The organism is Flavobacterium adiutor (assembly GCF_048282555.1).
GTDB lineage: Bacteria > Bacteroidota > Bacteroidia > Flavobacteriales > Flavobacteriaceae > Flavobacterium.
In genome coordinates this window covers 464730-490987 of sequence record NZ_CP182487.1, presented here as the reverse complement: position 1 = coordinate 490987, position 26258 = coordinate 464730, and the positions used below count along the sequence as shown (strand labels likewise).

The 26258-nt window shown below is 33.5% G+C and carries 25 protein-coding genes; 13 read left to right on the top strand and 12 right to left on the bottom strand.

Annotated elements, in window-relative coordinates:
- Positions 1–14 precede the first annotated feature (14 nt).
- Entirely contained in the window at positions 15–995 is a 981-nt protein-coding gene (locus ACNC7R_RS02070) for an acyl transferase (RefSeq protein ID WP_417939337.1), read from the top strand.
- Here the strand turns inward: ACNC7R_RS02070 and ACNC7R_RS02065 are convergent.
- From ACNC7R_RS02065 to tyrS, 3 genes are read right to left on the bottom strand one after another with little or no spacing between them, the layout of a single operon-like run.
- A complete protein-coding gene (locus ACNC7R_RS02065; protein WP_417939336.1) occupies positions 992–1567 on the bottom strand; it encodes a hypothetical protein in 576 nt (191 codons plus the stop codon). The two genes, ACNC7R_RS02070 and ACNC7R_RS02065, sit on opposite strands and share 4 nt — an antisense overlap.
- On the bottom strand, positions 1557–2771 hold the full coding sequence (locus ACNC7R_RS02060) for an AAA family ATPase (protein WP_417939335.1): 1215 nt from the start codon (positions 2769–2771) through the stop codon (positions 1557–1559). Before ACNC7R_RS02060 ends, ACNC7R_RS02065 begins: the two co-directional genes overlap by 11 nt.
- 31 nt (positions 2772–2802) lie before the next feature.
- The gene (tyrS, locus tag ACNC7R_RS02055) at positions 2803–4098 is read right to left on the bottom strand and encodes a tyrosine--tRNA ligase (protein ID WP_417939334.1); all 1296 of its coding nucleotides are present in this window, start codon (positions 4096–4098) and stop codon (positions 2803–2805) included.
- Between the two features lie 326 nt (positions 4099–4424).
- Here tyrS and ACNC7R_RS02050 point away from each other — a divergent pair, with 326 nt between their 5' ends.
- A complete protein-coding gene (locus ACNC7R_RS02050) occupies positions 4425–5426 on the top strand; it encodes an NAD-dependent epimerase/dehydratase family protein (RefSeq protein ID WP_417939333.1) in 1002 nt (333 codons plus the stop codon).
- Here the strand turns inward: ACNC7R_RS02050 and ACNC7R_RS02045 are convergent.
- The 3 genes from ACNC7R_RS02045 to ACNC7R_RS02035 are packed head-to-tail and all read right to left on the bottom strand — an operon-like array spanning position 5421 to position 8002.
- The gene (locus ACNC7R_RS02045) at positions 5421–5918 is read right to left on the bottom strand and encodes a DUF4296 domain-containing protein (protein ID WP_417939332.1); all 498 of its coding nucleotides are present in this window, start codon (positions 5916–5918) and stop codon (positions 5421–5423) included. The genes ACNC7R_RS02050 and ACNC7R_RS02045 overlap by 6 nt on opposite strands.
- 7 nt (positions 5919–5925) lie before the next feature.
- Positions 5926–7266 carry a dihydroorotase gene (locus ACNC7R_RS02040; protein WP_417939331.1) on the bottom strand — a complete coding sequence of 447 codons (1341 nt, stop codon included), beginning with the start codon at positions 7264–7266 and terminating at the stop codon, positions 5926–5928.
- 10 nt (positions 7267–7276) lie between these two features.
- Positions 7277–8002 (bottom strand): polyprenol monophosphomannose synthase, encoded by a 726-nt coding sequence (locus tag ACNC7R_RS02035; RefSeq protein WP_417939330.1) that lies wholly within the window; start codon positions 8000–8002, stop codon positions 7277–7279.
- 107 nt (positions 8003–8109) lie between these two features.
- Here ACNC7R_RS02035 and ACNC7R_RS02030 point away from each other — a divergent pair, with 107 nt between their 5' ends.
- The 3 genes from ACNC7R_RS02030 (at position 8110) to ACNC7R_RS02020 (ending at position 10211) form a co-directional block, all read left to right on the top strand.
- Entirely contained in the window at positions 8110–8787 is a 678-nt protein-coding gene (locus ACNC7R_RS02030) for a DUF4271 domain-containing protein (protein ID WP_417939329.1), read from the top strand.
- 11 nt (positions 8788–8798) lie between these two features.
- On the top strand, positions 8799–9548 hold the full coding sequence (locus ACNC7R_RS02025) for a uroporphyrinogen-III synthase (RefSeq protein WP_417939328.1): 750 nt from the start codon (positions 8799–8801) through the stop codon (positions 9546–9548).
- Between the two features lie 192 nt (positions 9549–9740).
- Positions 9741–10211: an Lrp/AsnC family transcriptional regulator gene (locus ACNC7R_RS02020; protein ID WP_417939327.1), complete on the top strand. Its 471-nt coding sequence runs from the start codon at positions 9741–9743 to the stop codon at positions 10209–10211.
- Between the two features lie 110 nt (positions 10212–10321).
- Here the strand turns inward: ACNC7R_RS02020 and ACNC7R_RS02015 are convergent, their stop codons facing one another.
- The 5 genes from ACNC7R_RS02015 to ACNC7R_RS01995 all read right to left on the bottom strand — a co-directional run bounded on the left by ACNC7R_RS02015 (position 10322) and on the right by ACNC7R_RS01995 (position 17084).
- Entirely contained in the window at positions 10322–11008 is a 687-nt protein-coding gene (locus ACNC7R_RS02015; protein ID WP_278011329.1) for a zinc metallopeptidase, read from the bottom strand.
- A gap of 605 nt (positions 11009–11613) precedes the next feature.
- Positions 11614–12210, bottom strand: coding sequence for a hypothetical protein (locus tag ACNC7R_RS02010; RefSeq protein ID WP_417939326.1), 597 nt, complete (start codon positions 12208–12210; stop codon positions 11614–11616).
- On the bottom strand, positions 12197–12670 hold the full coding sequence (locus tag ACNC7R_RS02005) for an RNA polymerase sigma factor (RefSeq protein WP_417939325.1): 474 nt from the start codon (positions 12668–12670) through the stop codon (positions 12197–12199). Before ACNC7R_RS02005 ends, ACNC7R_RS02010 begins: the two co-directional genes overlap by 14 nt.
- On the bottom strand, positions 12670–13521 hold the full coding sequence (locus ACNC7R_RS02000) for an alpha/beta fold hydrolase (RefSeq protein ID WP_417939324.1): 852 nt from the start codon (positions 13519–13521) through the stop codon (positions 12670–12672). The genes ACNC7R_RS02005 and ACNC7R_RS02000 overlap by 1 nt, the downstream gene beginning before the upstream one ends.
- A gap of 413 nt (positions 13522–13934) precedes the next feature.
- Positions 13935–17084 (bottom strand): leucine--tRNA ligase, encoded by a 3150-nt coding sequence (locus ACNC7R_RS01995; RefSeq protein WP_417939323.1) that lies wholly within the window; start codon positions 17082–17084, stop codon positions 13935–13937.
- 222 nt (positions 17085–17306) lie between these two features.
- On the opposite strand from ACNC7R_RS01995, the gene ACNC7R_RS01990 reads away from it, so the two are divergent.
- From ACNC7R_RS01990 to truB, 5 genes are all read left to right on the top strand, one after another.
- On the top strand, positions 17307–17885 hold the full coding sequence (locus tag ACNC7R_RS01990; protein WP_417939322.1) for a hypothetical protein: 579 nt from the start codon (positions 17307–17309) through the stop codon (positions 17883–17885).
- A 268-nt stretch (positions 17886–18153) separates the two neighbouring features.
- On the top strand, positions 18154–19029 hold the full coding sequence (locus ACNC7R_RS01985) for a cell division protein FtsX (RefSeq protein ID WP_417939321.1): 876 nt from the start codon (positions 18154–18156) through the stop codon (positions 19027–19029).
- An 82-nt stretch (positions 19030–19111) separates the two neighbouring features.
- On the top strand, positions 19112–19372 hold the full coding sequence (locus tag ACNC7R_RS01980; RefSeq protein WP_417939320.1) for a DUF3098 domain-containing protein: 261 nt from the start codon (positions 19112–19114) through the stop codon (positions 19370–19372).
- A 103-nt stretch (positions 19373–19475) separates the two neighbouring features.
- Complete coding sequence (locus ACNC7R_RS01975; RefSeq protein ID WP_417939319.1) at positions 19476–20285, top strand: undecaprenyl-diphosphate phosphatase; 810 nt, start codon at positions 19476–19478, stop codon at positions 20283–20285.
- Between the two features lie 2 nt (positions 20286–20287).
- Entirely contained in the window at positions 20288–20986 is a 699-nt protein-coding gene (gene truB, locus ACNC7R_RS01970; protein WP_417939318.1) for a tRNA pseudouridine(55) synthase TruB, read from the top strand.
- 373 nt (positions 20987–21359) lie between these two features.
- Here truB and ACNC7R_RS01965 read toward each other — a convergent pair whose 3' ends face one another.
- A complete protein-coding gene (locus tag ACNC7R_RS01965) occupies positions 21360–21977 on the bottom strand; it encodes a thioredoxin family protein (RefSeq protein ID WP_417939317.1) in 618 nt (205 codons plus the stop codon).
- Positions 21978–22160: 183 nt separating this feature from the next.
- Here ACNC7R_RS01965 and pyrH point away from each other — a divergent pair, with 183 nt between their 5' ends.
- The 3 genes from pyrH (at position 22161) to ACNC7R_RS01950 (ending at position 26177) form a co-directional block, all read left to right on the top strand.
- The gene (gene pyrH, locus ACNC7R_RS01960) at positions 22161–22868 is read left to right on the top strand and encodes a UMP kinase (RefSeq protein ID WP_278011997.1); all 708 of its coding nucleotides are present in this window, start codon (positions 22161–22163) and stop codon (positions 22866–22868) included.
- Positions 22869–23000: 132 nt separating this feature from the next.
- Complete coding sequence (frr, locus tag ACNC7R_RS01955; RefSeq protein ID WP_417939316.1) at positions 23001–23564, top strand: ribosome recycling factor; 564 nt, start codon at positions 23001–23003, stop codon at positions 23562–23564.
- A gap of 117 nt (positions 23565–23681) precedes the next feature.
- Positions 23682–26177, top strand: coding sequence for a DUF5686 family protein (locus ACNC7R_RS01950; protein WP_417939315.1), 2496 nt, complete (start codon positions 23682–23684; stop codon positions 26175–26177).
- The last annotated feature ends 81 nt before the right edge of the window (positions 26178–26258 follow it).

Sequence of the window (26258 nt, the reverse complement as noted above, 5' to 3'; positions counted from 1 at the left end):
GCATAAAAAAAGTTTTGATTACAGCCAACGATATATTTACCATTTCAAGTCAGAAACAATTTGAAAAGATAGCGCTTAAGGTGTTTCGTTTTCAGCATGAAAACAACAAAGTATATCGTGATTTCTGCGATTTTTTAAATGTAAATCCGCAACAGGTAAAATCGCTGGAAAAAATTCCGTTTCTTCCAATTCAGTTTTTTAAAAGCCATGAAGTAGTTTCAAATTCAGATTTTGCCGAAGTAACTTTTACCAGTAGCGGTACCACCGGAATGGTTACCAGCAGACATTTGGTTACTGATGTTTCGCTTTACAAAGAAAGTTATCAAAAAGGCTTTTCCCAGTTTTACGGCAATATAGAAGATTACGTTGTTTTAGCCCTCTTGCCATCTTATTTAGAGCGCAACGGATCTTCACTAATTTATATGGTCGAAGATTTAATAAAACTATCCAATCAGCCTGAAAGTGGATTTTATTTGCATAATCATGATGATTTAATTAAAAAACTAACCGAACTTGATGAATCAGGTCAGAATGTGATTTTGATTGGCGTTACCTATGCTTTATTAGATTTGATCGAAAAACATCAGTTCAATCTTCAGAATACCATCATCATGGAAACTGGCGGAATGAAAGGCAAACGCAAAGAAATGATTCGTGAAGAACTGCATGAACAGCTTTGTAAAGGCTTTGGCGTTTCTTCAATTCATTCAGAATACGGCATGACAGAACTTTTAGCACAGGCTTATTCTCTTGGCGAAGGTGTTTTCGAATGTCCTTCCTGGATGCAAGTTCTCATGCGTGATCCGGAAGACGCACTCACTTACGTAAAAGATGGAAAAACCGGCGGCATCAATGTTATTGATTTAGCCAACATCAATTCATGCTCGTTTATTGCCACACAGGACTTGGGCAAAAAAAATCCCAACAACTCTTTCGAGGTATTGGGACGTTTTGATAATTCTGATATTCGTGGCTGTAATTTGATGGTTCTTTAAATCGTAATCCTTTTTTCGCTCTTTATTATTGCTGAATTTGCAGCTCTAATTTTTACTTTATGTTCTAAAAGTATCTCAACAAACAAATCTGGTGAAAACATAAAAGCACTAAACTCTTCCATTAGTGTAGGAATTGCTAAAATTCCATTAACTCGTTTATCAATACCTATAATTTCTCTTCTTCTAAAATATTTAACACTTTCAACAACTTGATCTATCATTTTTTTAGGGTAGCCATTTTTAACATCCGAAGCTGTTTTTAAATCTTTAGAATATTTACATTCAATAAATAAAACCCAATCCGTTTCAACACAACTATCAGGGAACACAACACATTCACATTGTTGACTATAAAAACCCGTTTCAATTTCTAATGCATTATCCTTAAAACCTGTAAAGCAAACACAAATACCTCCTTCGTTTTTTAAATGAACATAATTCTCACTAGGCTCATTTTCTAATAACTCAACACCTCCTCCGTTAATGTTTTTATAATCAACAATATATAAATTTTCCGAAGATGTTTCTACGATTATCTGCTTTGGCAAATGTACTTGAATATTACTCTTCATATTCAAAATGATTTAACATTTCGTAATATTCATTCATAATATCATTCATTACTGTATTAAAATAATGCTTATCTACAGTGCCTGTTTTTGAATTTTTAATCGATTTCAAACCACCATTTTTACTGTCTATTTCAAAAATATTAACCTGTGATGGTGAAATCCAAGAGTCAAAACTTGCAAATTCCTTTTTTTCTTCTTCAGTCAATTTGTCTGAGATAACACTACCCATTAAACAATTATTTATTGCATAAAGAATATATGGACTATGAGTTGTAAGAATCAAAGAATGATCTCTTTCGCCTTGAATTTTATTAAATAAATAATAGATTAAGTCTCGTTGCGTTCCGGGAAATAGATTCTGCTCTGGTTCTTCTATAATAAATTGCGTTTTGTGATAATTAATAGGTAAAGCATCTTTTCCTTCTGGATAAATATAAACTTTACGTGTTTCATCACGATCTTTTTCATAATAATCAGCATCCACAATCTTGCCTGAATTCCTAAATCTCTTACTTAAATGATCTAATTCTGCAATAGAAGGAGACACTTCTTCTTTATAAAAACCATTTGTCAGATATTCAGTTAAAACCACCAAAGGAATAAGAGATTGTAAGCCACTTGATCCAGTTCTTAAATAAATTTCTTTTTTATTTTTTAAAGTAATTAAATCTAAATCTTTTTCTTTATCATTATGAAAATCCACATCTAAATTCAAAACAGAAAATGCATCATTTCTCTGAAAACTTCTTTTGGCTGAGTACCAATCATACACGAAGCTCATTATATTATCAAATGGAGCCTTATAATTTCGTAAATCAGGCATTACAGAAACGAAATTTCTTTCAGAAGGAATATATATATTTTTCGTTTTCTTATAATTTGCAACACTTTCAATTTCTATTATTTCCTCTTTTTTATCTCCCCATCTATAATAAATTTTAACAAAATCAGTAATATACTCAAAATAAGATCTTTCAGAAAAATAATTCCCACTTAATCTATGAAAATCCAAAAGCTGACCTTCAATACTTTCTTCATATTTCCCATCCAACAAATATCTTTTTTCAACCCACTGACAATAACTGACAATTTTAGCAATAGTACTTTTACCACTACTTTGAGGTCCCATAAAAACATTCACTTTGTTCAATTCAATTTCAATATCTGAAATTGGACCAATATTTTTAATTATTAATTTTGTCATTTTTTGATGTTTTAGATTCAAAAGCACTTATTTAAACCACTCTAATCACAAAATAATTTCGTCTTCCACTCTGTAACAACACAAACTGATTATTAATTAAATCATTTGCAGTCAATACAAAATCTTCTTTAATTTTTTCTCTGTTTACTGAAATAGAATTTGCAGTTAAAGCACGTCTGGCTTCTCCATTTGATTTAAAGAAACCTGTTTTTTCATTTAAAACGGTAATGATCTCCAAACCGTTTTCCAGATCTGCTTTTGCAATTTCTGCCTGAGGAACTCCGTCAAAAACTTCTAAAAATGTTTTTTCATCCAGTTTCTTCAAATCCTCCGCAGTTGAATTTCCAAACAAAATATTCGAAGCCTGAATCGCTTTTTCTAATTCTTCTTTACTGTGAACAAAAATGGTAATTTCTTCTGCCAATTTCTTCTGCAACACTCTCAAATGCGGAGCTGTTTTGTGTTCTTCAATCAAAGCTTCGATTGCTTCTTTATCTAAAAAAGTAAAGATTTTAATGTATTTTTCAGCATCTGCATCTGTTGTGTTTACCCAAAACTGGTAGAATTTGTAAACCGAAGTTTTATCAGCATCTAACCAAACGTTTCCTCCTTCAGACTTTCCGAATTTAGAACCGTCTGCTTTTGTAATCAAAGGAGTTGTTAAGGCGTAAGCTTTAGCATTCTCGCCTCCCATTCTGCGCACTAATTCTGTACCCGTAGTAATATTACCCCATTGGTCAGAACCACCCATTTGCAGAATACAATTGTTATTTTTATATAAATGATAGAAATCGTAACCTTGAATTAATTGATATGTAAATTCTGTGAAAGACATTCCTTCGCCTTCTCCGCTAAATCTCTTTTTTACAGAATCTTTAGCCATCATATAGTTTACGGTAATTCTTTTTCCAACTTCACGTGCAAAATCGATAAAAGAGAATTCTTTCATCCAATCGTAGTTATTCACCATTACCGGTGCATTTACTTCGGTTGAATTAAAATCTAAGAAACGAGACAAAACGCTTTTGATTCCAGCTACGTTTTTAGCCAAAGCCTCTTCGTCAAGCAAGTTTCTTTCATCAGATTTACCAGAAGGGTCTCCGATCATTCCTGTTGCTCCACCCACTAAAGCAATTGGTCTGTGACCAAAATTCTTTAAGTGAACCAATAAAATAATCTGAACCATACTTCCGATATGCAGTGAATCTGCCGTTGGATCAAAACCGATATAGGCAGTAGTTGCTTCTTTTAGCAATTGTTCTTCCGTTCCAGGCATACTATCATGGTATAACCCGCGCCATTTTAATTCTTCAACTAGATTCTTCATTTTAAAATATTTTTGCGCAAATGTAATCAATGATAATGGCAATTTCAATTTCAATGGCAAAAATCAATGGCAATGTCAAATTCAAAAAGCAATGACAATATCAAAAATCAATAAATTTTAAATTCCAAACTTTAAAAAACTCCAAATTCCAATTTTTTCAAGGGCGATTTAGATTTCGTTTCTGTTTTGTAAAAATAACACCGTCAGGAATTACACTAATTAAAACTACATCAACAGGGAAATTCGTGTAATTTGTGGTAAAAAAATTTTGAGCCTTTGCATCTTTGTAACTTTGTAACTTTGCCTCAAAACAGTATATTTACAAAATGATATTAGTAACAGGAGGAACCGGTTTAGTTGGTGCACATTTATTGCTTCATTTAATTGAAAATGGAGAAAATGTAAGGGCTATTTACCGAAACCTGAATAACATACAAAAAACAAAATCTCTTTTTGAACTGTACCAAAAAGGCGATTTATTCGAAAAAATCAATTGGCTTGAAGCTGATATTTTAGATATTCCTTCTCTTGAAACTGCTTTTATCGGGATAGAATATGTTTATCATTGCGCTGCCTTAATTTCGTTTGACCCAAAAGATGAAGATGCGCTTCGAAAAACCAACATTGAAGGAACAGCCAATATGGTTAATTTTTCTCTGGCTTATGGAATAAAAAAATTCTGTTTTGTAAGCTCAATTGCTGCTTTGGGAGATTTGCAGCCACATGAGACACATATTACCGAAGAAACCGACTGGAATCCGGAAAAACCGCATAGTGACTACGCTATCTCAAAATATGGTGCCGAAATGGAAGTCTGGAGAGGTGTTCAGGAAGGTTTAGATGTAATCATTATAAATCCCGGCGTCATTTTAGCTCCCGTTGCAACAAAGTCAATTTTTAAACACGGAAGCAATGAACTGTATGTAAAAATAAGTAAAGGCCTTTCATTCTACACCCTTGGAAAAAGTGGATTTATCACTGTAAATGATGTCATAAGAGTTGCTTTTGAGTTAATGAAAAGCAATATAAAAAACGAACGTTTTACGCTAATAGCGGACAATATTGTATTGAGGGATATCCTAAACACAATTGCTGAAGTTTTAAAAGTAAAAAAACCAACAATTCACGCAACACCATTATTTATGAATATTTTATGGATTGCTGATAGCATATTTTCAACACTGTTTCTGCAAAAAAGAAGCCTCACGAAAGCAACAGCAAAAGCTTCTTATTCTGGAAGTCTGTATTCGAATGAAAAAATAAAAACCGCTCTAAGAACGGTTTTTCAAGACGTGCATCAATACATAAAAGAAGCATCAAAATTATAATCTTTTATGCTGAAGTTTTCTCTTTGTTTTTATAGAATCGATATTAACTTTTTTAATGACTTCCTTTTTGACAGAATCTTTAGGAGTTTCTTTTAATTTTTTCTTTTTAGCTTCAGCTGCTTTTTTTGCTTTAGCTGCTTTTTCTTCAGCTTTCAGCTTTTTTTCAGTACTCTTTTTTTCTTTATCCAGCCTCGCATTTATTTGATCGAACATTTCTTTGTAACTATCATAATCAGCAGCGTAATAAATGTTACTTTGCGCAAACTGTAAACTGTCAACCTTGTATTTTTTAAAAATAAACTTTGTTGGGTTTGATGCAACTGAATCCAGCGACAGAGGCTGCTGGTATTTTATAGCTTCCAATAGAGATAAATCATATATTATATCGATCATCTTTTCTTTCTCTATAAGTTTCGCAGGTTCCTTGACCAACTCTTTTTTGCAACTTACAGAAAGAAACAAAACCAATAGTATAAACACAAAATTCTTCATCTGTAGTTTATCTGTTAAATAATAATCGTTTACCGGCACGGATATCTTTTACTTTAAAATTATTGTAAACCATTTCACCGTTTACAAACGTATGTGTAATTCTCGATTTGAATGTAAAATTTTCAAACGGAGACCAACCGCATTTATACAATATATTCTCAGGCTTTACACTCCATGGCAAACCTGGATTTACAATAACCAAATCTGCATAATAACCTGCTTTAATAAACCCTCTTTTTTCGATTTTAAAAATCTTCGCTGGGTTATGGCACATTTTTTCTACGATTTTCTCCACCGTGATTTTTCCCTGATGGTACGCTTCAAACATCGCCACAACCGCATGCTGCACTAAAGGCCCTCCTGAAGGTGCTTTTAAATAAGACTGTAATTTTTCTTCTTTTGTATGTGGCGCATGATCGGTTGCAATAACATCAATACGACCGTCATTCAGGGCTCTCCAAAGTTCTTTTCTGTCATCAGCTGTTTTTACTGCGGGATTCCATTTGATAAAATTCCCTTTTGTTTTGTAATCTTCATCGGTAAACCAAAGATGATGTACACAAACCTCAGCTGTAATTTTTTTCTCTTCCAACGGAATTTTATTGGTGAACAATTCCATTTCCTTCGCAGTGGAAAGATGGAAAATATGAAGCCTTGCACCAGTTTTCTTTGCCAAAGCCACTGCTTTTGAAGACGAAATATAACAAGCCTCAGCACTACGGATCAGGTTATGTGCCGTAACCGGAATATCATCTCCGTATTTTTCTTTGAATTCGTCCAAATTATTCTGAATCGTAGTTTCATCTTCACAATGAACCGCAATCAGCATGGGCGTACTCGAAAATATTTTCTCTAGAGTAGCTTCGTTGTCAACCAGCATATTTCCAGTTGAAGACCCAAGAAAAATCTTTATTCCGGCAACATTTTTAGGATTTGTTTTTAAAACTTCTTCCAGGTTATCATTGGTTGCTCCCATCATGAACGAATAATTCGCAAACGATTTCTGGGCAGCTATTTGGTATTTATCTTCTAATATTTCCTGTGTAACAGCATTCGGAACCGTGTTTGGCTGTTCGATGAAAGAAGTAATCCCTCCTGCTACTGCAGCTCTGGACTCCGATTCAATATCACCTTTATGCGTAAGTCCAGGCTCTCTAAAATGCACCTGATCATCAATTGCTCCCGGAATCAGAAAATTTCCTTCGGCGTCTATAACTTTACAATCAGATGATTTTAGACTGATACTGTCTGCAACTTCAATAATTAACTCGTTTTCTATTAAAACATCGCCTTCAAAAATTGATCCTTCGTTTACAATTTTGGCATTTTTGATTAAAATCCTGTTCATCGCCGTTCGTTTATAGTGTGTTGAATAATTTTTTTAATCGAAGAGAAATAACTCCAAGTATTGCTTCTTTAATAATAGCATTGCTCATTTTTGAGACTCCTTTTGTACGGTCGGTAAAAATAATCGGAACTTCTGTTATTTCAAATTTACCACAATAAGTTCTATATTTCATTTCGATTTGAAAAGCATATCCAACAAATTTGATTTTATCGAGATTTATCTTTTCCAGAACTTCTCTTTTATAACATACAAAACCTGCTGTCGCATCGTGAATTTTCATTCCGGTAATAAACTTTACATAAACCGAAGCAAAATAAGACATCAATACCCTGCTAAGAGGCCAGTTCACTACGTTTACTCCTGTAACATAACGTGACCCTATAGCTAAAGAAGCACCTCCAAGACGACAGGCATCGTATAATTTTTCAAGATCATTTGGATTATGTGAAAAATCTGCATCCATTTCAAAAATGAAATCATATTTATGTTCCATAGCCCATTTAAAACCATGAACATAAGCTGTACCAAGACCAGATTTCTTAGCTCTTTTTTCCAGAAACAGTCTTCCCGGAAATTCTTCCTGAAGCACCATAACTTTGTCAGCCGTGTGATCAGGTGAATTATCATCGATAATTAAAAGGTGAAAAGATTTATGTTGAGAAAGTACAGCGCGTACTATACTTTCTATGTTTTCAATTTCGTTATAGGTAGGAATTATGACAATACTATCGCTCATTTTTTCTGCGTAATTTCACCGCAAAAGTAAACTTTTTTACAGCATTTGGTTCATAATAAATCTATAATAAAAGTATTGATACAAAAAATCACTAATTTTGCAACGTTATGATTGAACAGCTTCACCTCAGAATAATAGAAAACAAAGACTGGGCAACACTTCTATTTGTGTTGGCTTTTGCTGTTGTTGCGATTACTAAATCAGCATATGAAAACAGATTTAGTGAATTTACGAGACTTATTTTCTCGGATAAATACGTTAAAATTTACCGTGATGTTTCGCATCTGAAAAGCAGTTTTACAGTGGCCTTATTTTTTGTGCAAATTATCTCTTATGCCTTTTTCATACAGCTTACAATGCACATCTTTGAGTTTCCTGTAAAAACAGAAAAAACAGACTGGATGCTTTTTACCCAAATTGTGACATTTTTGACCTATTTTATATTAGCGAAGTATTTAATTGAAAAAATCGTAGGAACTTCTTTCAATATAAATGAATTTGTCGATCTTTTTAACTTACAAAAAGCGACTTACAGAACCTATATTGGTCTTTTAATACTTCCTGTTAATGCTATTTTGTTCTATAATGACAATATTCCTAAAATCATACCATTAGCAATAATAGGCGTTTCAGCATGTATAAGTATGTTTTCATACTTTATTTCAATTAAAACTTATCAAAATACAATAATCAACAAATTGTTTTATTTTATTTTGTATCTTTGCACTCTTGAAATAGCCCCTTATTATTTCCTTTATTATTGGATTACAAAGGTGGCTCAGTAAATGTCTATAATATGAAAGTGAAAACAATTTTGGTGTCACAGCCTGAACCTAAAGTGGAAAACTCCCCTTACTTTGAGCTCCAACAGAAACACAAAATAAAAATTGATTTCAGACCTTTTATTCATGTGGAGGGAGTTAGTGCAAAAGAAATCCGATTACAAAAAATCGATCTTAATCATTACACTGCAATTATTTTAACAAGCCGAAATGCCGTTGACCATTTTTTCAGAGTTGCTGAAGAAATGCGCTACAAAGTACCTGAAGGGTTGAAATATTTTTGCCAGTCTGAAGCTGTAGCTTTTTACCTTCAAAAATATGTGGTATACAGAAAACGTAAAATTTACGTTGGCGCTAAAGATTTTGCAGATTTATCTCCACTGATCAAAAAATACAAGGACGAAAAATTCTTATTGCCGGCTTCTGACCAGTTAAACGCTGATGCACCTATAACTTTAAACGGCTTAAAAGTAGACTGGGCACAAGCTATTTTCTACAGGACTGTAATGAGCGACTTATCAGATTTAGCAGACGTTTATTATGACGTTTTGGCTTTTTTCAGTCCAACCGGAATAAAATCATTGTTTAAAAACTTTCCTGATTTTAAGCAAAATAACACCCGAATTGCTGTATTTGGAAGCACAACTCAAAAAGAAGCTTTAGACCACGGTTTAAGAATTGATATTCTTGCCCCTACTCCTGAAACTCCTTCTATGACAATGGCTTTAGAAAAATATATTGCTGAAGCAAACAAATCAAAATAAATTCTAAAATATATAATCTTAAAATTCCAAATTCCAGCCTAAAACCTGGGATTTGGAATTTTCTTTTACCGCAATCTTATCTGTTGCAATTTAGGATTCACATAAAATGAAATTTTCTTTTTCAGAGCAATTTAACTACATTTGATTTCTATTCTAAACCCAAATCACAAGAATAGTTTCAAATTTTAAGCTATGAAAATTAATTCCCTCTTAATTGAAATTGACGGCATCGACAAAGAAATCCTTCGATATCTCATGGAAGATGCCCGCAAGCCTATTCTTCAAATTGCTAATAAAATAGGTATTTCGGGAGCAGCAATTCATCAGCGTTTAAAAAAGCTGGAACAATCTGGTGTGATTTCGGGATCAAAATTTACTGTAAACCCAAAAGTCTTAGGGTATAATACCATGGCATTTATTGGTGTTTATCTGGACAAGGCTTCTGGAAATTCGGAAGCCGTAAAAGAACTCAGGAAAATCCCCGAGGTTTTAGAATGCCACTACACTACCGGAAACTGGTCGGTTTTGATTAAGATTATTTGTCGTGACAACGAACATTTAATGCAGCTTTTAAATACCAAAATCCAGGCCATTGAAGGGGTTTCGAGAACCGAAACCTTTATTTCGCTGGATCAGCAGATTGACAGGCAGATTCAGTTATAATTTGATAATTAGATAATTTTTAATGCCATAATAAAAGCCGGATAGATTTTAAATTTATCCGGCTTCTATTATTATCTAATTGACTAATTATCTCAATTACCACATTAAAATTAGTTCCTCCTGCTTCCTGAATAAATCGAAATATAATACAACAACGTTGCAATTGAACCAATAGCCGCTACAACATACGTTCTCGCTGCCCATTTTAATGCATCTTTTGCTCCAGCCTGCTCTTGTTGGGTCAGCATTCGTTTATTTTCTAACCATGCCAGCGCACGATTACTTGCATCATATTCAACGGGCAAAGTTATTATCGTAAACAATGTTGTTGCAGCAAAAATCACGATACCTACTAACAACAATTGTGGAAAAGTCCTGATCATCAGGATTCCGGCCAATAAAATCCATTGTACATAATTGGATGCTACGCTTACAATAGGCACTAATGCCGAACGCATTGTCAACCACTCATATCCAATTGCATGCTGTACCGCATGGCCACATTCGTGTGCTGCAACGGCTGCAGCAGCTGCGTTTCTGTGATTATAAACCGCTTCACTCAAATTAACCGTTTTATCTGCCGGATTGTAATGATCTGTCAATTGTCCCGGCGTCGAAATAACCCGAACATCATAAATACCATTGTCTGCCAGCATCTTTTCGGCAATTTCTCTTCCGCTCATGCCGTTCTGCAATTGCAGTTTAGAGTATAATTCGAATTTACTTTTTAATCTTGAACTTACCAGCCAGCTGAATAACATAATAGCTCCGGCAATAATTAAATATCCACTTCCCATGATTTTATTTTATTTGATTGAATCTAAATTTACAAAACGATCTGCAAATTATGAACCATTTTAACAAAATGTCATTTTGGCATTTTTTACACCCTTAATCTTAGTTCAAATCGTGTTCTTAATATTAAGAGTCTGTTTTAAATTTTATTCAATACATGCTTCATAGCAGCTAATTTTACCCTGTTTTCGGCAAAACACTTTATCTGGATAGTCTTCGGCTATTGTCGAGCCCTGCAAATATTCTAAATCAGCCCATTTTGAATAGCAACAGGAAGTAAGCTGGCATTTTACAAAATTAGAAGGTAACATTCGCTACTGAACTCCACTTTTACATCAAGTAATTAATTGTGTCTCAAATCAAATAAAAGTTGTGTTTACGTTTTCTATCCTCTAATTCCAATGTTTTTTTAATAAATTGACGCTGATTTTCTATTAAATCGGTTAGATGCCATATTATTGTTGTTTAATCACTACAAAAAACCATTTCCAATTGGTTTCTTTAACTTCTAAACAATACTTTTCCCTTTTTTAAACAGACTCTTAATGTAAATTATCATATTTAATTTAAAAACAGAGCTGACTCAAAAATAAGTCAGCCCTTCTTTTTATGATTCTAACTGATGTGTTACTTCTTCAAATTTCTCAATCAGACTATTGATTTTGTCCTGCTGTTTTTTAATTTGTTTGGGACGAATAAAAAACCAGTTGAATAAAATCCATAAAAATGTTATCCCATAAGTCAACCCGGCTCCCAAAAGAGTCATTCGGCTTGCGTACTCGTACATGTACAGGCCAATTCCTGCACTTAGCATCATAAAATACAGACTCATCATATTAGTTTGTAAAAATTGCTGTTTCTTTTTAATCAAAACTAACTTTTGGAGATAATCATGATTAGTCGTAGTCGTATCAATATCTTTATATTTTCCAAATAATTTATTGTAAACTAACAGATAAACCACCATAGCGAGAATTACCAAAACGATTCCGATCTTAGTTGATATTAGCTTAGGCTTAAAATATATCCAGATAAAAATTATAAAAATACTTGTTGCCAAAAGCATGATATTGGTCATCCACAAACTGCGCAGTGCTGCTTTTTTAAACACACTCACTCTGGAAAGCAAATCCTGCATATCAGGCTGACTTACGGTTTGTTTTTTCCATAAATCTTTAAAATCTATATTGTTATCGCTGTTCATTTTCTTTGAATTTTTGAGTCAGTTTTTCTTTTATTCTGTGAATTTTCACGCGTACATTGGCTTCAGAAAGTCCTACGATTTTGGCAATTTCCGACTGTTTAATATCTTCTAATTCCAGTGAAATAATGATACGCTCTGTTTCCGGCAATTCGGCTATACATTTGTATAAAAATTGAATATGGGGTTCAATAGAAGTTTGTTTTTCTTCACTCAGATGAACCGGCAAATTTGATTTTGGAAAACGTTTGTCTTTTTCAATCTGCCTTAAGCAATTATTCGAAGCAATCCTGAAAATCCAGGTTCCAATCGCTGACTCATTTCTAAAAGTTTCCAGTTTTTGCCAGACGATTATAAAGGTTTCCTGAGCCAAATCCTGTGCGATATCATAATCGTTGACAAACCCCATACAAAGCCTGAAAATTCTGTCCCAATACGTTTTGTAGATAGTTTCAAACTCCATCATTTAGATTTTAAAAAATTGTTCAATTGTTCCAAATACCAGTCCGTATCATCATACATAATAAAGTGAAGCCCTTTGGTGGCATATTTAAAATCAGCGGTTTTCAGGTTTTTATATTGTTCACCGATTGCAGGTTTTAAATTTATAAAATAAGATTCTAACAAAATTAACGATGGGCATTTTACATCTGTAATTTTCTCTCTTAAATCAGTATTGAAAAAGTCACAGTACATTTGTCCAAAAGTGGTTCGGTCCGATTTTACACTCCAGCTTACTACTGTTTCAAGTTTTGATGAATCTTGCAAAAGTCTTGGCATCATTTGTTTCTGCATATCATAAAACTGAGTTTCATTCATAGATGTCATTTGATTTACGGTTGCAGAACAATCGTTATTTTCTTTTGATTTAAAAGAAGTGTCGCTCAAAGCTGCCAAACACGGAAGCGCATCAACTACTACAATCTTCCCAATCAATTCCGGATAATCAGAAGCAAGAGCAAGCGCAAGTCCACCGCCCATACTATGACCGATTACAATTGGTTTTTCGATTTTATTGTTTTTAATATAATCGGCAATTGCAGTTTTCCAGTTTTCGAATGAAGGATCCGGCTGTGGTTTTACTCCGGCGAAACCGGCCATTGTAAGGGTATAACAGATGAAATCTTTCTCGAATGTAGCTTTGGTTTCATTCCAGACTTCACCGGAAGATGCAAATCCAGGAATGAAGATAATCGCTTGTTTTCCTTTGCCGGTTTTTACAACTTCAAACGGATATTGTTTTGTTTGCGCAAAAACATTTAGACACAATGCTGAGCATAGGAATGCGATAATTACGATACTATATTTTTTCATTTTAATAGTTATAAGTTGTTAAATAATCGGATCCGTGCTTTGGATACGTGAACTATTAAAATGTTACAATGAGAATTAAAATTTTAATGAAAAAATTCCAAATCCCAATGTTACTGCGGGTTTTTAACCGCGAAGTACGCGAAGGTTTACGAAAAGAACGCAAAGTCTTCTCCACAATATTGTCATTCCGACCGAAGGGGAAATCCTCGAGAGAAACTCCGCATTCAAAATTGCCAATCTTTGTAGAGTTACTTATTGAGATTTCTCCTTCGTCGAAATGACAGACTATGCGTATTTGGGGTGAAATTTGTGGAAATTCGTGCAATTCGTGGCAAAAAAAACAAGGCACAAAAAAAATCCCAAACCCCAACAAAAATTGGAATTTGGAATTTTAAATATTGAATTTTATTTGGTTATCCAACCAAATTGATAATCTTCCCAGGAACAATAATCACTTTATTCGGCGTTCTTCCGTCTAATTGTTTTTGCGTTCTTTCATCTTTCATCACGATTTCTTCGATTTGTTCCTTGGTTAAATCCAAAGGCAATTCGATAGTGAAACGCATTTTTCCGTTGAAAGAAACCGGGTATTCTTTATTGGTTTCAATTAAATGTTTTTCCTCAAAAACTGGGAACGCAACATCAGAAATTGAAGTGGTATATCCTAACTGCGCCCATAATTCTTCTGCGATATGCGGTGCATAAGGCGAAACCAAAATGGCTAACGGTTCTAAAATTGCTCTTGAATGACAGTTTTGAGAAGACAATTCGTTTACACAAATCATAAACTGCGAAACCGAAGTATTGAAAGAGAAATTCTCGATATCTTCTGCTACTTTTTTGATGGTTTTGTGCAATGATTTTAAGTTGTCTTTTGTTGGTTCGTCGTTGTTTACGATTAAACCGTTATTTTCATCAAAATACAATCTCCATAATTTTTTAAGGAAACCAAAAACTCCCGAAATTCCGGCAGTATTCCAGGGTTTTGCCTGCTCTAACGGACCTAAGAACATTTCGTACAAACGTAATGTATCAGCACCGTATTCGTTACAAATATCATCTGGAGTTACAACATTGTGATAAGATTTTGACATTTTCTCAACTCCTCTCCCAACAATAAATTTTCCTTTGTAAAAAAAGTTAGAAGCAGATAATTGGTGGAATCCTTTTTTCAATCCTTCAACATCCAATTCATTACTATTGTTTACATAATTAATTGGAATTCTAATTGGATCAAAACTTACATCTAAAATATAATCTCCCTTTAAAACCTTATCAATAATTTCTTCATTAACATCAAATTCAGACATAAGATCTTTTCCTAATTCTAAATTAGAAACTGTAAATACTTTATTTGATTCAAAATTTGAGGGTTCAATTTTGCCATCACTTAGATCTGTTAAGTAATTAAATGAAGTATAATAACTATAATTTTCTGAAAGATATTTTATAGCGTCCATTGGATACCTAACTTCTCTTTCACTTTTTTGAACCATTTTAGATTTATCTAAAACTTTTAAATAAATTCTGTAAACAAAAGCACTAGTCCCCAAAATCATTCCCTGATTGATCAGTTTTTTGAATGGTTCTTCTGTTGGCGCAAAACCTTTGTCTTTTAAAAATTTGTTCCAGAAACGAGAATACAATAAGTGACCTGTTGCGTGTTCGCTTCCTCCAATATATAAATCTACATTTTCCCAGTAAGCCAAAGCTTCTTTATTTGCAAATTCAGTTTCGTTGTGCGCATCCATATAACGCATCCAGTACCATGAACTTCCCGCCCAACCTGGCATGGTGTTTAATTCTAAAGGAAAAACCGAAACATTGTCAACCAAATCTGTATTCACAACTTTGTTTTGATTGGTATCCCAAGCCCAAACTGCAGCGTTTCCTAATGGCGGCAAACCGTCTTCAGTTGGTAAATATTTTTCTACTTCCGGCAAAATAATTGGCAAATGCTGCGCATCAATCATTTTAGGCAATCCATTCACATAATACACCGGGAATGGCTCACCCCAATAACGCTGGCGAGAGAAAACAGCGTCACGCAAACGATAATTTGTTTTTCCTGTTCCCTGCCCGATTTCTTCTAATTTTTCGATCGCTTTTTGAGTTCCTTTTTTATAATCTAATCCGTTTAAGAAATCAGAATTAGCGATTTCAACGTTGTCTTTTGATCCGTAAGCGGCTTCAGAAATATCAACATTGGCAAAAATGTTTTTAATTTCGGGCATTCCGTTTTGACCTTTAAAGAAATTAGCAAACGCATAATCCCTTTCGTCTCCGCAAGGAACTGCCATTACAGCACCAGTTCCATAACCAGCCAAAACATAATCCCCAATCCAAACCGGAATTGGTTCTTTTGTAAATGGATGTTCAGCATAAGCACCTGTAAATACCCCAGAAATAGTTTTTACATCGGCCATACGCTCACGTTCTGAACGTTTTGCGGTTTTTTCGATATACGCTTCAACTGCTTCTTTTTGTTCTGGAGTTGTAATTTTAGCCACCAAATCATGCTCTGGCGCCAAAGTCATAAAAGTCACTCCGAAGATGGTATCAGGTCTTGTTGTGAAAACTTCGATAAAATTTGTTTCAGTTTTCACGTTTAAAGTTTCATCACTTTGCGCATCAACCTGAGACTTGAAACTTGAAACTTGAAACTTAACTAAAGCACCAACCGATTTTCCAATCCAGTTTCTTTGTGATTCTTTGATAGACTCACTCCAATCGATATCATTTAGACCTTGAAGCAGGCGTTCGGCATAAGCAGAAATTCGCATACTCCATTGTGTCATTTTTTTTCTTATAACAGGATAGCCTCCACGCTCCGAAACTCCGTTTACAATTTCGTCATTTGCCAACACCGTTCCTAAGCCGGGACACCAGTTTACTTCGGTTTCTGCCAAATAGGTTAATCTGTATTGTAAAAGAATTTTTTCCTGTTGTTCTTTCGAAAATGCATTCCATTCGCCTGACGAAAAAACAGGAATATTGTCGTCAGAAACGGCTTTTACATTTGCATTTCCTTCTTTTTCGAAAATAGTAATCAAGGTAGAAATATCTTCGGCTTTGTCAGAATCTTTATTGTACCAGGAATTGAACAGCTGAATAAAAATCCATTGTGTATGTTTGTAATAATCCGGATTTGAGGTACGCACTTCACGCGCCCAGTCAAATGAGAATCCGATTTTATCTAATTGTTTTCTGTAACCAGCGATTTGTTTTCCTTCTTTATCAACACCTCCATCAATGTTTACGCGAGTTGTATCTTCCGGACGCTGTCCTGTCTGAATCGCATACTGCTCTGCCGGCAATCCAAAACTATCATAACCCATTGGGTGCAAAACATTGAATCCCTGATGTCTTTTGAAACGAGAATACACATCCGAAGCAATATAACCCAGCGGATGCCCAACGTGTAATCCCGCTCCAGATGGATAAGGAAACATATCAAGAACATAATGCTTCGGCTTTTCAGAGTTGTTTTTTGCTGCAAAAGTTTGATTTTCTGCCCAATATTTTTGCCATTTGGCGTCAATTTCGTTTGGATTGTATTTCATTCCTTGTTTATATTTTTTATTTTATGGAGTCATGCTTTCGCTTCCTCAAGTCATTTCTAAGTAACTAAGCTTCTAAGGCTTTGCACTAATTAATTATGGCGCAAATTTACATTTATTGTGGCTTGTTCCAAAGCTATTTCACTGACAAACAAATAAAATATCCGAATACGTAATTAAATTAAGTAAAAATACGTAATATTAAACCATTAACTATTCCGTATTATGAAAACAAAAAAACATATCCTAATTCTATTCATAGCTTTTTCATGCACCATGTGTAACTCTTCTAAAAAAGATAAAGAAGAAATTTCAAAAACAGAAAAACACGAACATAAGAGTCTTACTGCTAAGGACAGTCGAAAATTAATCAGTCACCACATTGAAGTTAAAGGCGAAGTCGAAAATGAATTACGACTAACAGTGGATTCCTTAAAGAAAATGAAAGTAGCCACTATCGAAGACCTCAAAATAACTGGTAAAGACGGCGCAATTAAAAGAGAGATCAAATCCTGCAAAGCCGTTCTTTTGAAAACTATTTTGGAGAAAGCCAAAATAAAGCAGACCGATCATAAAGACCGCAATTTTTATATTGTTGCAAGAGCACCAGACGATTATAAAGCTACTTTTTCTTGGGCGGAAATTTTCAATAATCCAACCGGAGAAAACACGTTCATTCTATTTGAAGAAAATGGAAAAACGGTTAAAAACGGCGAAATGATTGCGATTTGTAAAAATGATATTAAAACTGGCCCGAGGCATGTGTATTGGCTGAAAAGCATTGAAGTATATAAAGTAAAATAAACTGCCTTTTTACCGCAAAGCACGAAAAGTTATCACTTAGCAGTGTAACAAAAAAGTAAAGTTCGCAAAGCTTTATAAATACTAAGCTTTGCGGACTTTGCGTTATTATAAACTTAAACATTAAAAATCTTTGCGGACTTTGCGGTTAAATTCAATTAAAATCAACTTTTTATTCAACAGGTAATTGTACATTTATAGTATAAAAGTTCGTTAATAACTTTAAATAAAGAAATTGTTTATTATTTTTACCACATAATTTAAGCAGACTATGAGTTCTAATTTTGATAAATTTCAAAAACGCAGGTTAATTTCCTCTTATTTTTCGGTTGTATTGAGTGTATTTCTAGTATTATTCCTTTTGGGAGTACTGGGACTATTCATTATTAATTCAAAAAAACTGGCTAATGATTTTAAAGAAAAAATCGCTATGACGGTTTTCTTTAAAAATGAAGCAACAGATAGTGTCACCAAAGCATTTGATACCGAATTGAAAAGAGCTCCTTTTGCAAAATCATATGTTTACGTTAGCAAAGAAAAAGCGGCAAAAGAACATACTGATATTATTGGAGAAGATTTTCTGACCTTTTTGGGAGAAAACCCTTTATTGAATTCTTACGATATTCATTTAAAAGCAGATTATGTCGAAAGAGACAGCATTGTTAAAATTGAAAGCAACCTGCGTAAAAACACTATGATCGAAGACATTGTTTACGACAAACAATTAGTAAATCTGGTAAATGACAATATCAAAAAAGTAAGTATGTGGATTTTGATCATCAGCGGTTTCCTTGCGGTGATTGCGGTTTTATTAATAAACAGTTCTTTGCGCTTATCCATTCATTCTAACAGATTTATTATCAAAACTATGCAGATGGTTGGGGCTACAAAAGCTTTCATTCGTAAACCTTTTATAATGCGCAGTGTAAAACTTGGAATATTAGGATCTGTTTTGGCAATTTTTGCCTTAATTGCACTCTTGCTTTATGTCGAAAATAACTTCCCCGGATTAGGAATTATGGAAGACAAAGCTTTAATAGGGTTAGTATTGCTGGCTGTATTTGGTTTAGGAGTTTTAATTACCTGGGTAAGTACACACTTTGCAACACAGCGTTTCCTTAACTTAAGAACCGATGATCTTTATTAATTTTAGATTAGAGCTTAGCATTTTTTGATTAAAAAACTTTAAATATCTGGAATGAGACTGTTTCGTTCCGTGCAATGACAAGATGAAAAACAACTATAAAGAAGAACCGCAATCAGAGCCTCAAAAACAGGAATTTCTTTTTGACAACATCAATTACAAAATCTTATTGATTGGAATTGGTGTTATCGCATTAGGCTTTATTTTAATGTCTGGAGGAGGAAGTAATAATCCAAATGTCTTTAACGAAGAGATTTTTAACTTTAGACGTATCAGACTCGCTCCGACAACCGTGTTAATTGGCTTTGGAATCACGATTTATTCTATCTTCAAAAAATCTAAATAGACTTATTTTAGACTTTCTTAGACTCCTTAGATCTTTAGATTATTAGATTAATCTTCATAAAGTCTAAATCTAAAAATATCTAAAAATCTAAAATCTAATTTTAATGAATACATTACAAGCAATTCTTATTGCAGTAGTTGAAGGACTAACAGAATACCTCCCTGTTTCCTCAACAGCACACATGATTTTTACAAGTTCATTTTTTGGAATACAGGAAGATGATTTTGTAAAGTTATTTCAGGTTTCCATTCAGTTTGGTGCTATTTTGGCAGTTGTAGTTTTGTACTGGAAAAAGTTTTTTGACTTTAGTAAAATCAATTTCTACATCAAATTAGCCTGTGCTGTTATTCCCGCTTTGATTTTAGGAAAATTATTTGATGACAAAATCGATGCTATTTTAGGAAATCCCATTCCAATTGCTATTGTTTTAATATTAGGTGGAATCGTCTTGCTTTTTATAGACAAACAATTCAAAAATCCAACTATTATAAACGAAGAAGATATTACCATAAAAAAAGCTGTAACTATTGGTTTTTGGCAATGTTTAGCTATGATGCCAGGCACAAGCCGTTCAGCAGCTTCTATAATTGGCGGAATGCAGCAAGGATTGGACAGACAGACTGCTGCGGAATTTTCTTTTTTCTTAGCGGTCCCAACAATGCTCGCAGTAACAACGTATTCTTTATTATTAAAAACTTACGAAGTTTCTCAATTGAAAGGTTACGAATTGTTAACACAATCACCAGATAATCTGAAATTATTTTTGATTGGAAATATAATTGCATTTGTAGTAGCCATTATTGCGATAAAATCCTTCATCGGAATCATAAAAAAATACGGTTTTAAGCCATGGGGTTATTACAGAATTATTGCTGGAATTCTCTTATTGGCGTATTTCTCATTAAATAAATAATTTTGAAAACTCCCGAAGAATATTTAGAAGGACAAGTTTTACTGATAGACAAACCTTTAAAATGGAGTTCGTTTCAGGCAGTTAATAAACTAAAATACCTTCTAATCAATAAAGTTGGACTACCAAAAAAGTTCAAAATTGGTCATGCCGGAACTTTGGATCCTTTAGCAACCGGATTATTACTAATCTGTACCGGAAAATTTACGAAACGAATTTCTGAACTTCAGGGGCAGGCAAAAGAATATACCGGAACTTTTTATATTGGTGCCACTACTCCATCTTATGATCTGGAAACTGAAATCGATCAGAATTTCCCAACAGCACATATCAATGAAGCTTTAATTCACGAAACAGTAAAACAATTTTTAGGCGAAATCGATCAAAAACCGCCCATTTTCTCCGCTATAAAAAAAGACGGTGTTCGTCTTTATGAACATGCACGCGCAGGAGAAACGATAGAAATAGCAAGCAGAAAAACGACAATTCATGAATTTGAAATTACCCGGATTGCGTTACCAGAAGTCGATTTTAGAGTAGTATGCAGCAAAGGAACCTATATACGTTCTTTAGCTTATGACTTTGGAAAAGCAATGAATACAGGTTCGCATTTAACTGTTTTACGCCGAACGAAGATTGGTGATTACGATGTTAAAAATGCTATAGATATTACCCTGTTTGAAGAAAATCTCAAAAACAGTTAAATAAAAAAGCACATTACAAATGTGACTACAGTAATGTGCTTGTTCCAGTTTCCCGATTAAAAATAAAATTATTCCATACTTTAGGAATTTAATAATGAGAGATGTTTTTTCCTCCAAATAAAAGCCTTGAAAAAAAATCGTAAAATTTTTCGAATAACGTTTTCATAATAGTGTATTTTTAAAATTATTAAATATTAATATTAAATAAAACACCAATAAAAAAAGTAAATACTATAGTAGATGCGGGAATAGATTACTAAATTACAACATTATAAACTTATAAAAAACACTTTTAACGTATTTTTTATTACTAAAATTCTTGTTTTCAGCAAATTACCTCTAAAACGACACTTTTAAACTATTTTTCAAAAAATTACAACCTGTTATATTTTATATTTTCCATAATTTCAACTAATTCTTCCTGAACTGAAATTCCCTTATCAGCTAAATACCATAATTGCAAATCAGTTTTGATTTTTTCATCTATAACTCCAAAATCCCTTTTATAATTTGCCATCAATTCTGCTGCTCCTTTTGGCCTGGGTCCCCAGTCTGCACGCACGATACCGGCCTCTTTACAAATTACGATAACTTTTGGTATTGCCCTTCCGCCGTTTGTTAGATATTGACTCATCAATTCCTCATTTTGATCTCTTAAAACAATTCTGAGATCAATTTTCTTATCTGATGCCAAAGCCATCTTGTTTACTATTGGAAGTATCTGAGCCGCATCTCCGCACCATCCTTCAGAAATAACTAACCATATATAATGATTGTCTAAATTTTGAAGCTTCGAAATTACATCCTCAGAAATTTTAATAGTTTTCTCTAAACGATTCATTCTCGCCTCGTTAAGGCTTGTATAATGTGTTAAACTTTCAGATTGTTCATGACCGGTTGATTTCCCTTCTGATAACAAATCAGTAACTAGCTTACGATACTCCGCGTAAGAATGACTATTGAATAATGCTTTGGCTACAATACTTTTCATATTTCTTTCGTTTTGATTCCATAAAAATACACTTTTTAAAAATAGTGCTTAATGACTTTTATCACATTTAAAAGAAATCGGAAATGTCTAAGAAATTAAATTCGAAAAGAAGAATTAATTTTTTAAAACTCTATTTTAAAAAAACAGAATATGTCTATATTTGCACAAACAAAAGCAACACAGATGAAATACAAAAGAATTCTTCTAAAACTAAGTGGGGAAGCCTTGATGGGAGACTTACAATACGGAATTGACCCTAAAAGATTAGGTGAATATGCCGATGAAATTAAGCAGATTCACGACAAAGGAGTAGAAATTGCTATTGTTATTGGAGGAGGAAATATTTTTAGAGGAGTTGCCGGAGCAAGTTCAGGTATGGACAGAGTACAAGGCGATTACATGGGAATGCTTGCTACTGTTATTAACGGAATGGCTTTGCAGGGTGCTCTTGAAGACAAAGGAATGAAAACCCGCCTGCAGACTGCTTTGAAAATGGAATCTATTGCAGAACCTTATATCAAAAGAAGAGCAGACCGTCACCTTGAAAAAGGACGAATCGTAATTTTTGGTGCGGGAACCGGAAATCCTTATTTTACTACTGATACAGCTGCTGTTTTAAGAGGAATTGAAATTAATGCTGATGTTATTCTAAAAGGAACCCGTGTAGATGGAGTTTATGATTGTGATCCTGAGAAAAACGCTTCAGCTGTAAAATTTGACTTTATTTCTTTTGAAGATGTAATCAAAAAAGGATTAAATGTAATGGATACTACAGCTTTTACATTAAGTCAGGAAAATAAATTACCAATTGTTGTTTTTGACATGAACAAAATTGGAAATCTTTTGAAAATCTGTGAAGGCGAAAACATCGGAACTGTAGTCAATATTTAAACTACTTGCATTATTAGAATTTTAGACTAATCTGGATTCTCTAAATCTAATAATCTTAAAAAATAATTAGTTAGTAAATTACAAGAATCTGTTTTTAAAATCTACTCATCTAAAAATTTAAAATCTAAAAAAATGACTGAAGAAATAGATTTCATATTAGAAAGTACTGAAGAATCAATGAATGGCACGATTGCACATTTAGAAAAAGAATTTCTAAATATTCGTGCAGGAAAAGCTTCACCGGCAATGCTTGGAGGGGTTTTTGTAGATTATTATGGTGCTTCAACCCCTCTTTCTCAGGTATCTAAAATTAGTGTTCCTGATGCACGAACCATTACATTGCAACCTTTCGAAAAAAACATGTTATCCGCAATTGAAAAAGCTATTTTAGTTGCCAATATTGGTTTTAATCCGATGAACAATGGCGATGTCATTATCATTAGTGTTCCGCCTCTGACAGAAGAGCGACGAAGGGATTTGGCAAAACAGGCAAAAGCTGAAGCTGAAGATGCTAAAGTTGGTATTCGCAATTCCCGTAAAGATGCTAATACAGATATCAAGAAATTAGAAAAAGAAGGTACATCGGAAGACATTTGTAAATCTGCCGAAGAAGAAGTTCAGAACCTAACAAATGCTTACACAAAAAAAATAGATGAATTATTAGCTGCTAAAGAGGCTGAAATCATGAAAGTATAACTCATTTGATATAAAATTAAGAATCCGTTTGGTTAAAATTATACCAGACGGATTTTTTATTTATTACTTTTGCATACCAAAATAAATTCCTTTGGTTTCTAAACCACTATACTCTGTATGAAGCTATTCTGTTTATTTACTTTGTTTTTTACACTTACTCTACAGGCACAATTTCAAATAAACGGAATTGTAAAAGACTCCGGCAACAAACCACTTCCTTTTGCTACTATTACCACTTCAGACAACAATAATACAATTACAGATGTTGATGGAAAATTTATACTTTCATCAAAGGTAAAAATTACTGCTTTTACGGTTTCCTATATTGGCTTTCAAACGAGAGTCATCACTATCCAGGACAATAAAAAGTTTTATCAGGTTTCTCTAAAACAAAAAACAGATGACCTGAAAGAAGTTATTGTTACTAATGAAAATCCGGCATTGGCTATTGTAAAAAAGGTAATTGCAAACAAAAGCATCAATAATCCGCAGAAAAAACTTAACAGTTTTGAATACAAAACATACAATAAACTCATTGTAACGGCTAATCCCGATTCTATAAACGGGAGGATTGACTCATCTGCTTCTTATAAAGATTTAAAGAAAAAAATAATAAATATTGACTCTTCTGATTATAAATTTAAAGAAGTGATATCCAAACAGCATCTGTTTCAAACCGAAAAAATTTCACAATATCAATTTGCAAACAAAAAACTCAAAGAAACTATTCTGGGTACCAAAATGGCAGGTTTTAAACAGCCTGTTTACGAAATTATTGCTTTCAATTTACAGTCTATTTCCATTTATGATGCTAAATACGAACTTTTTGAAACCAAATACAACAACCCTGTTTCGGATGATGCGCTAAAAGATTACAATTACAAATTACTGGATACGGTAACTATTAATGAGCGAAGTACTTATATGATTTATTTTAAGAATAAACAAAAAAGAAAAGCAGCCGGTTTAGAAGGCGTTTTGTACATTGATCAGGAAAATTTTGCCATTGCAAAAGCTGTTATGCGTATAAAAGGGGTACTTGATATTAGCGGAATACACGAATTTAAATATGTTCCTGAGGAAAAAATCTGGTTTCCTGCAAATACTACTTTCAAAATTGTAAAAGGAAAGAATGATGATGACATCAATTTCTTAGGCGGGACTATTCAGTTTGACGGAGATGCAGAAGATGCTTTTACAACCAGAAAAAAAAGTGCTTCCGATTTTACTTATGTACTCTCTGAAAGCAACAATTTCGACATTCATTATAATACTGCCTCTCCGATAAAAAACCCTTCTTATTATATCGAAATCAAAGATGATGCAAGTACAAAATCAGAAGAATTCTGGAATGAATACAGAAAAGAAAACCTTGATCTTAAAAGCCAAAGAACGTATCAGTTATTAGATAGCATTTCAATCAAAAAAAGAATTGAAAAGCGTTTGGGGCTTGGCCGGAAAATCATAAACGGTTATATTCCGATTGGTCCGGTTGACCTGGATTTGAAAAAAGTAATTAGTTATAATAATTACGAAGGTTTTCGATTAGGACTGGGCGGAATTACAAATGATCGTTTTTCTAAACGCTTCAGGATTGAAGGTTATGGTGCTTACGGTACAAAAGACGGTAACTTAAAATACAATCTGGGTTCAGGTTTTTTACTGGATAAAAATACCAATACCTGGCTAAACGGATCGTATACAGATGATGTGAGAGAGATTGCGAGTACTGTTTTCGCAGTTGATAAACGCGTTTTTAAGATTTATGATCCCCGCCCAATCAACATTAGCACATTTTACCATTACCTCAGCTGGAAAACCAATCTGCAGACGAAAATTATTCCGAAAACAGAAGCTGTCTTTGAGTTAGCAAGAACATATATCGAACCAAAGTTTGACTATCTTTTTAACTATAACGAAAAATTGTATTCGCACTATGTCATGACAACTGCTATGGCGTCTATAGTCTGGGCACCATTTAGTAATTTTATGCAGACCCCTACGGGCAGATCTGAAACCGAAAAACGTTTTCCAAGATTTACTTTTCAGTTTACTCAGTCACTGCCAAATGTTCTGGATAATGATTTCAGTTTTGCTAAAATAGATTTTAAAACAGAATACGAAAAAAAATATCTGGACGGACAAAAAACCAGTCTTTTATTTCAGGGAGGTTACGCTATGGGTGATGTTCCAATTACACATTTGTATAATACCATGCCCAACAACCTTAACAAAGAAACTGTGATCCAGCGTATTACTTTTTCTGGAAGAAATAGTTTTGAAACAATGTATTTTAATGAATTTTTTTCTAGCGAATATCTGTTTTTCCAGATAAAACATGGTTTTAACAGAGTAAAAATTCTCAAAAAAGTTCGTCCGTCCTTAGTTTTGGTTACCAGAATGGCCTGGGGAAATATGAAAAGACCAGAACAACATATTGGACTGGCTTATAAAACGCTCGATAAAGGTTTTTTTGAATCCGGACTTGAATTAAACAAAATCTTTAAAGGTTTTGGTTTAGGCGGATTTTATCGTTACGGTCCAAATCAATTACCGAAATTCGAAGACAATATAGCGGTTAAAATTTCTTATGTATTAGATTTAGGATTATAAAAATTGAAATCCCAATTAAAAAAATCCAAATCCCAATTATATAAAAATTGGAATTTGGATTTTATTTTTTGGAATTTTTCA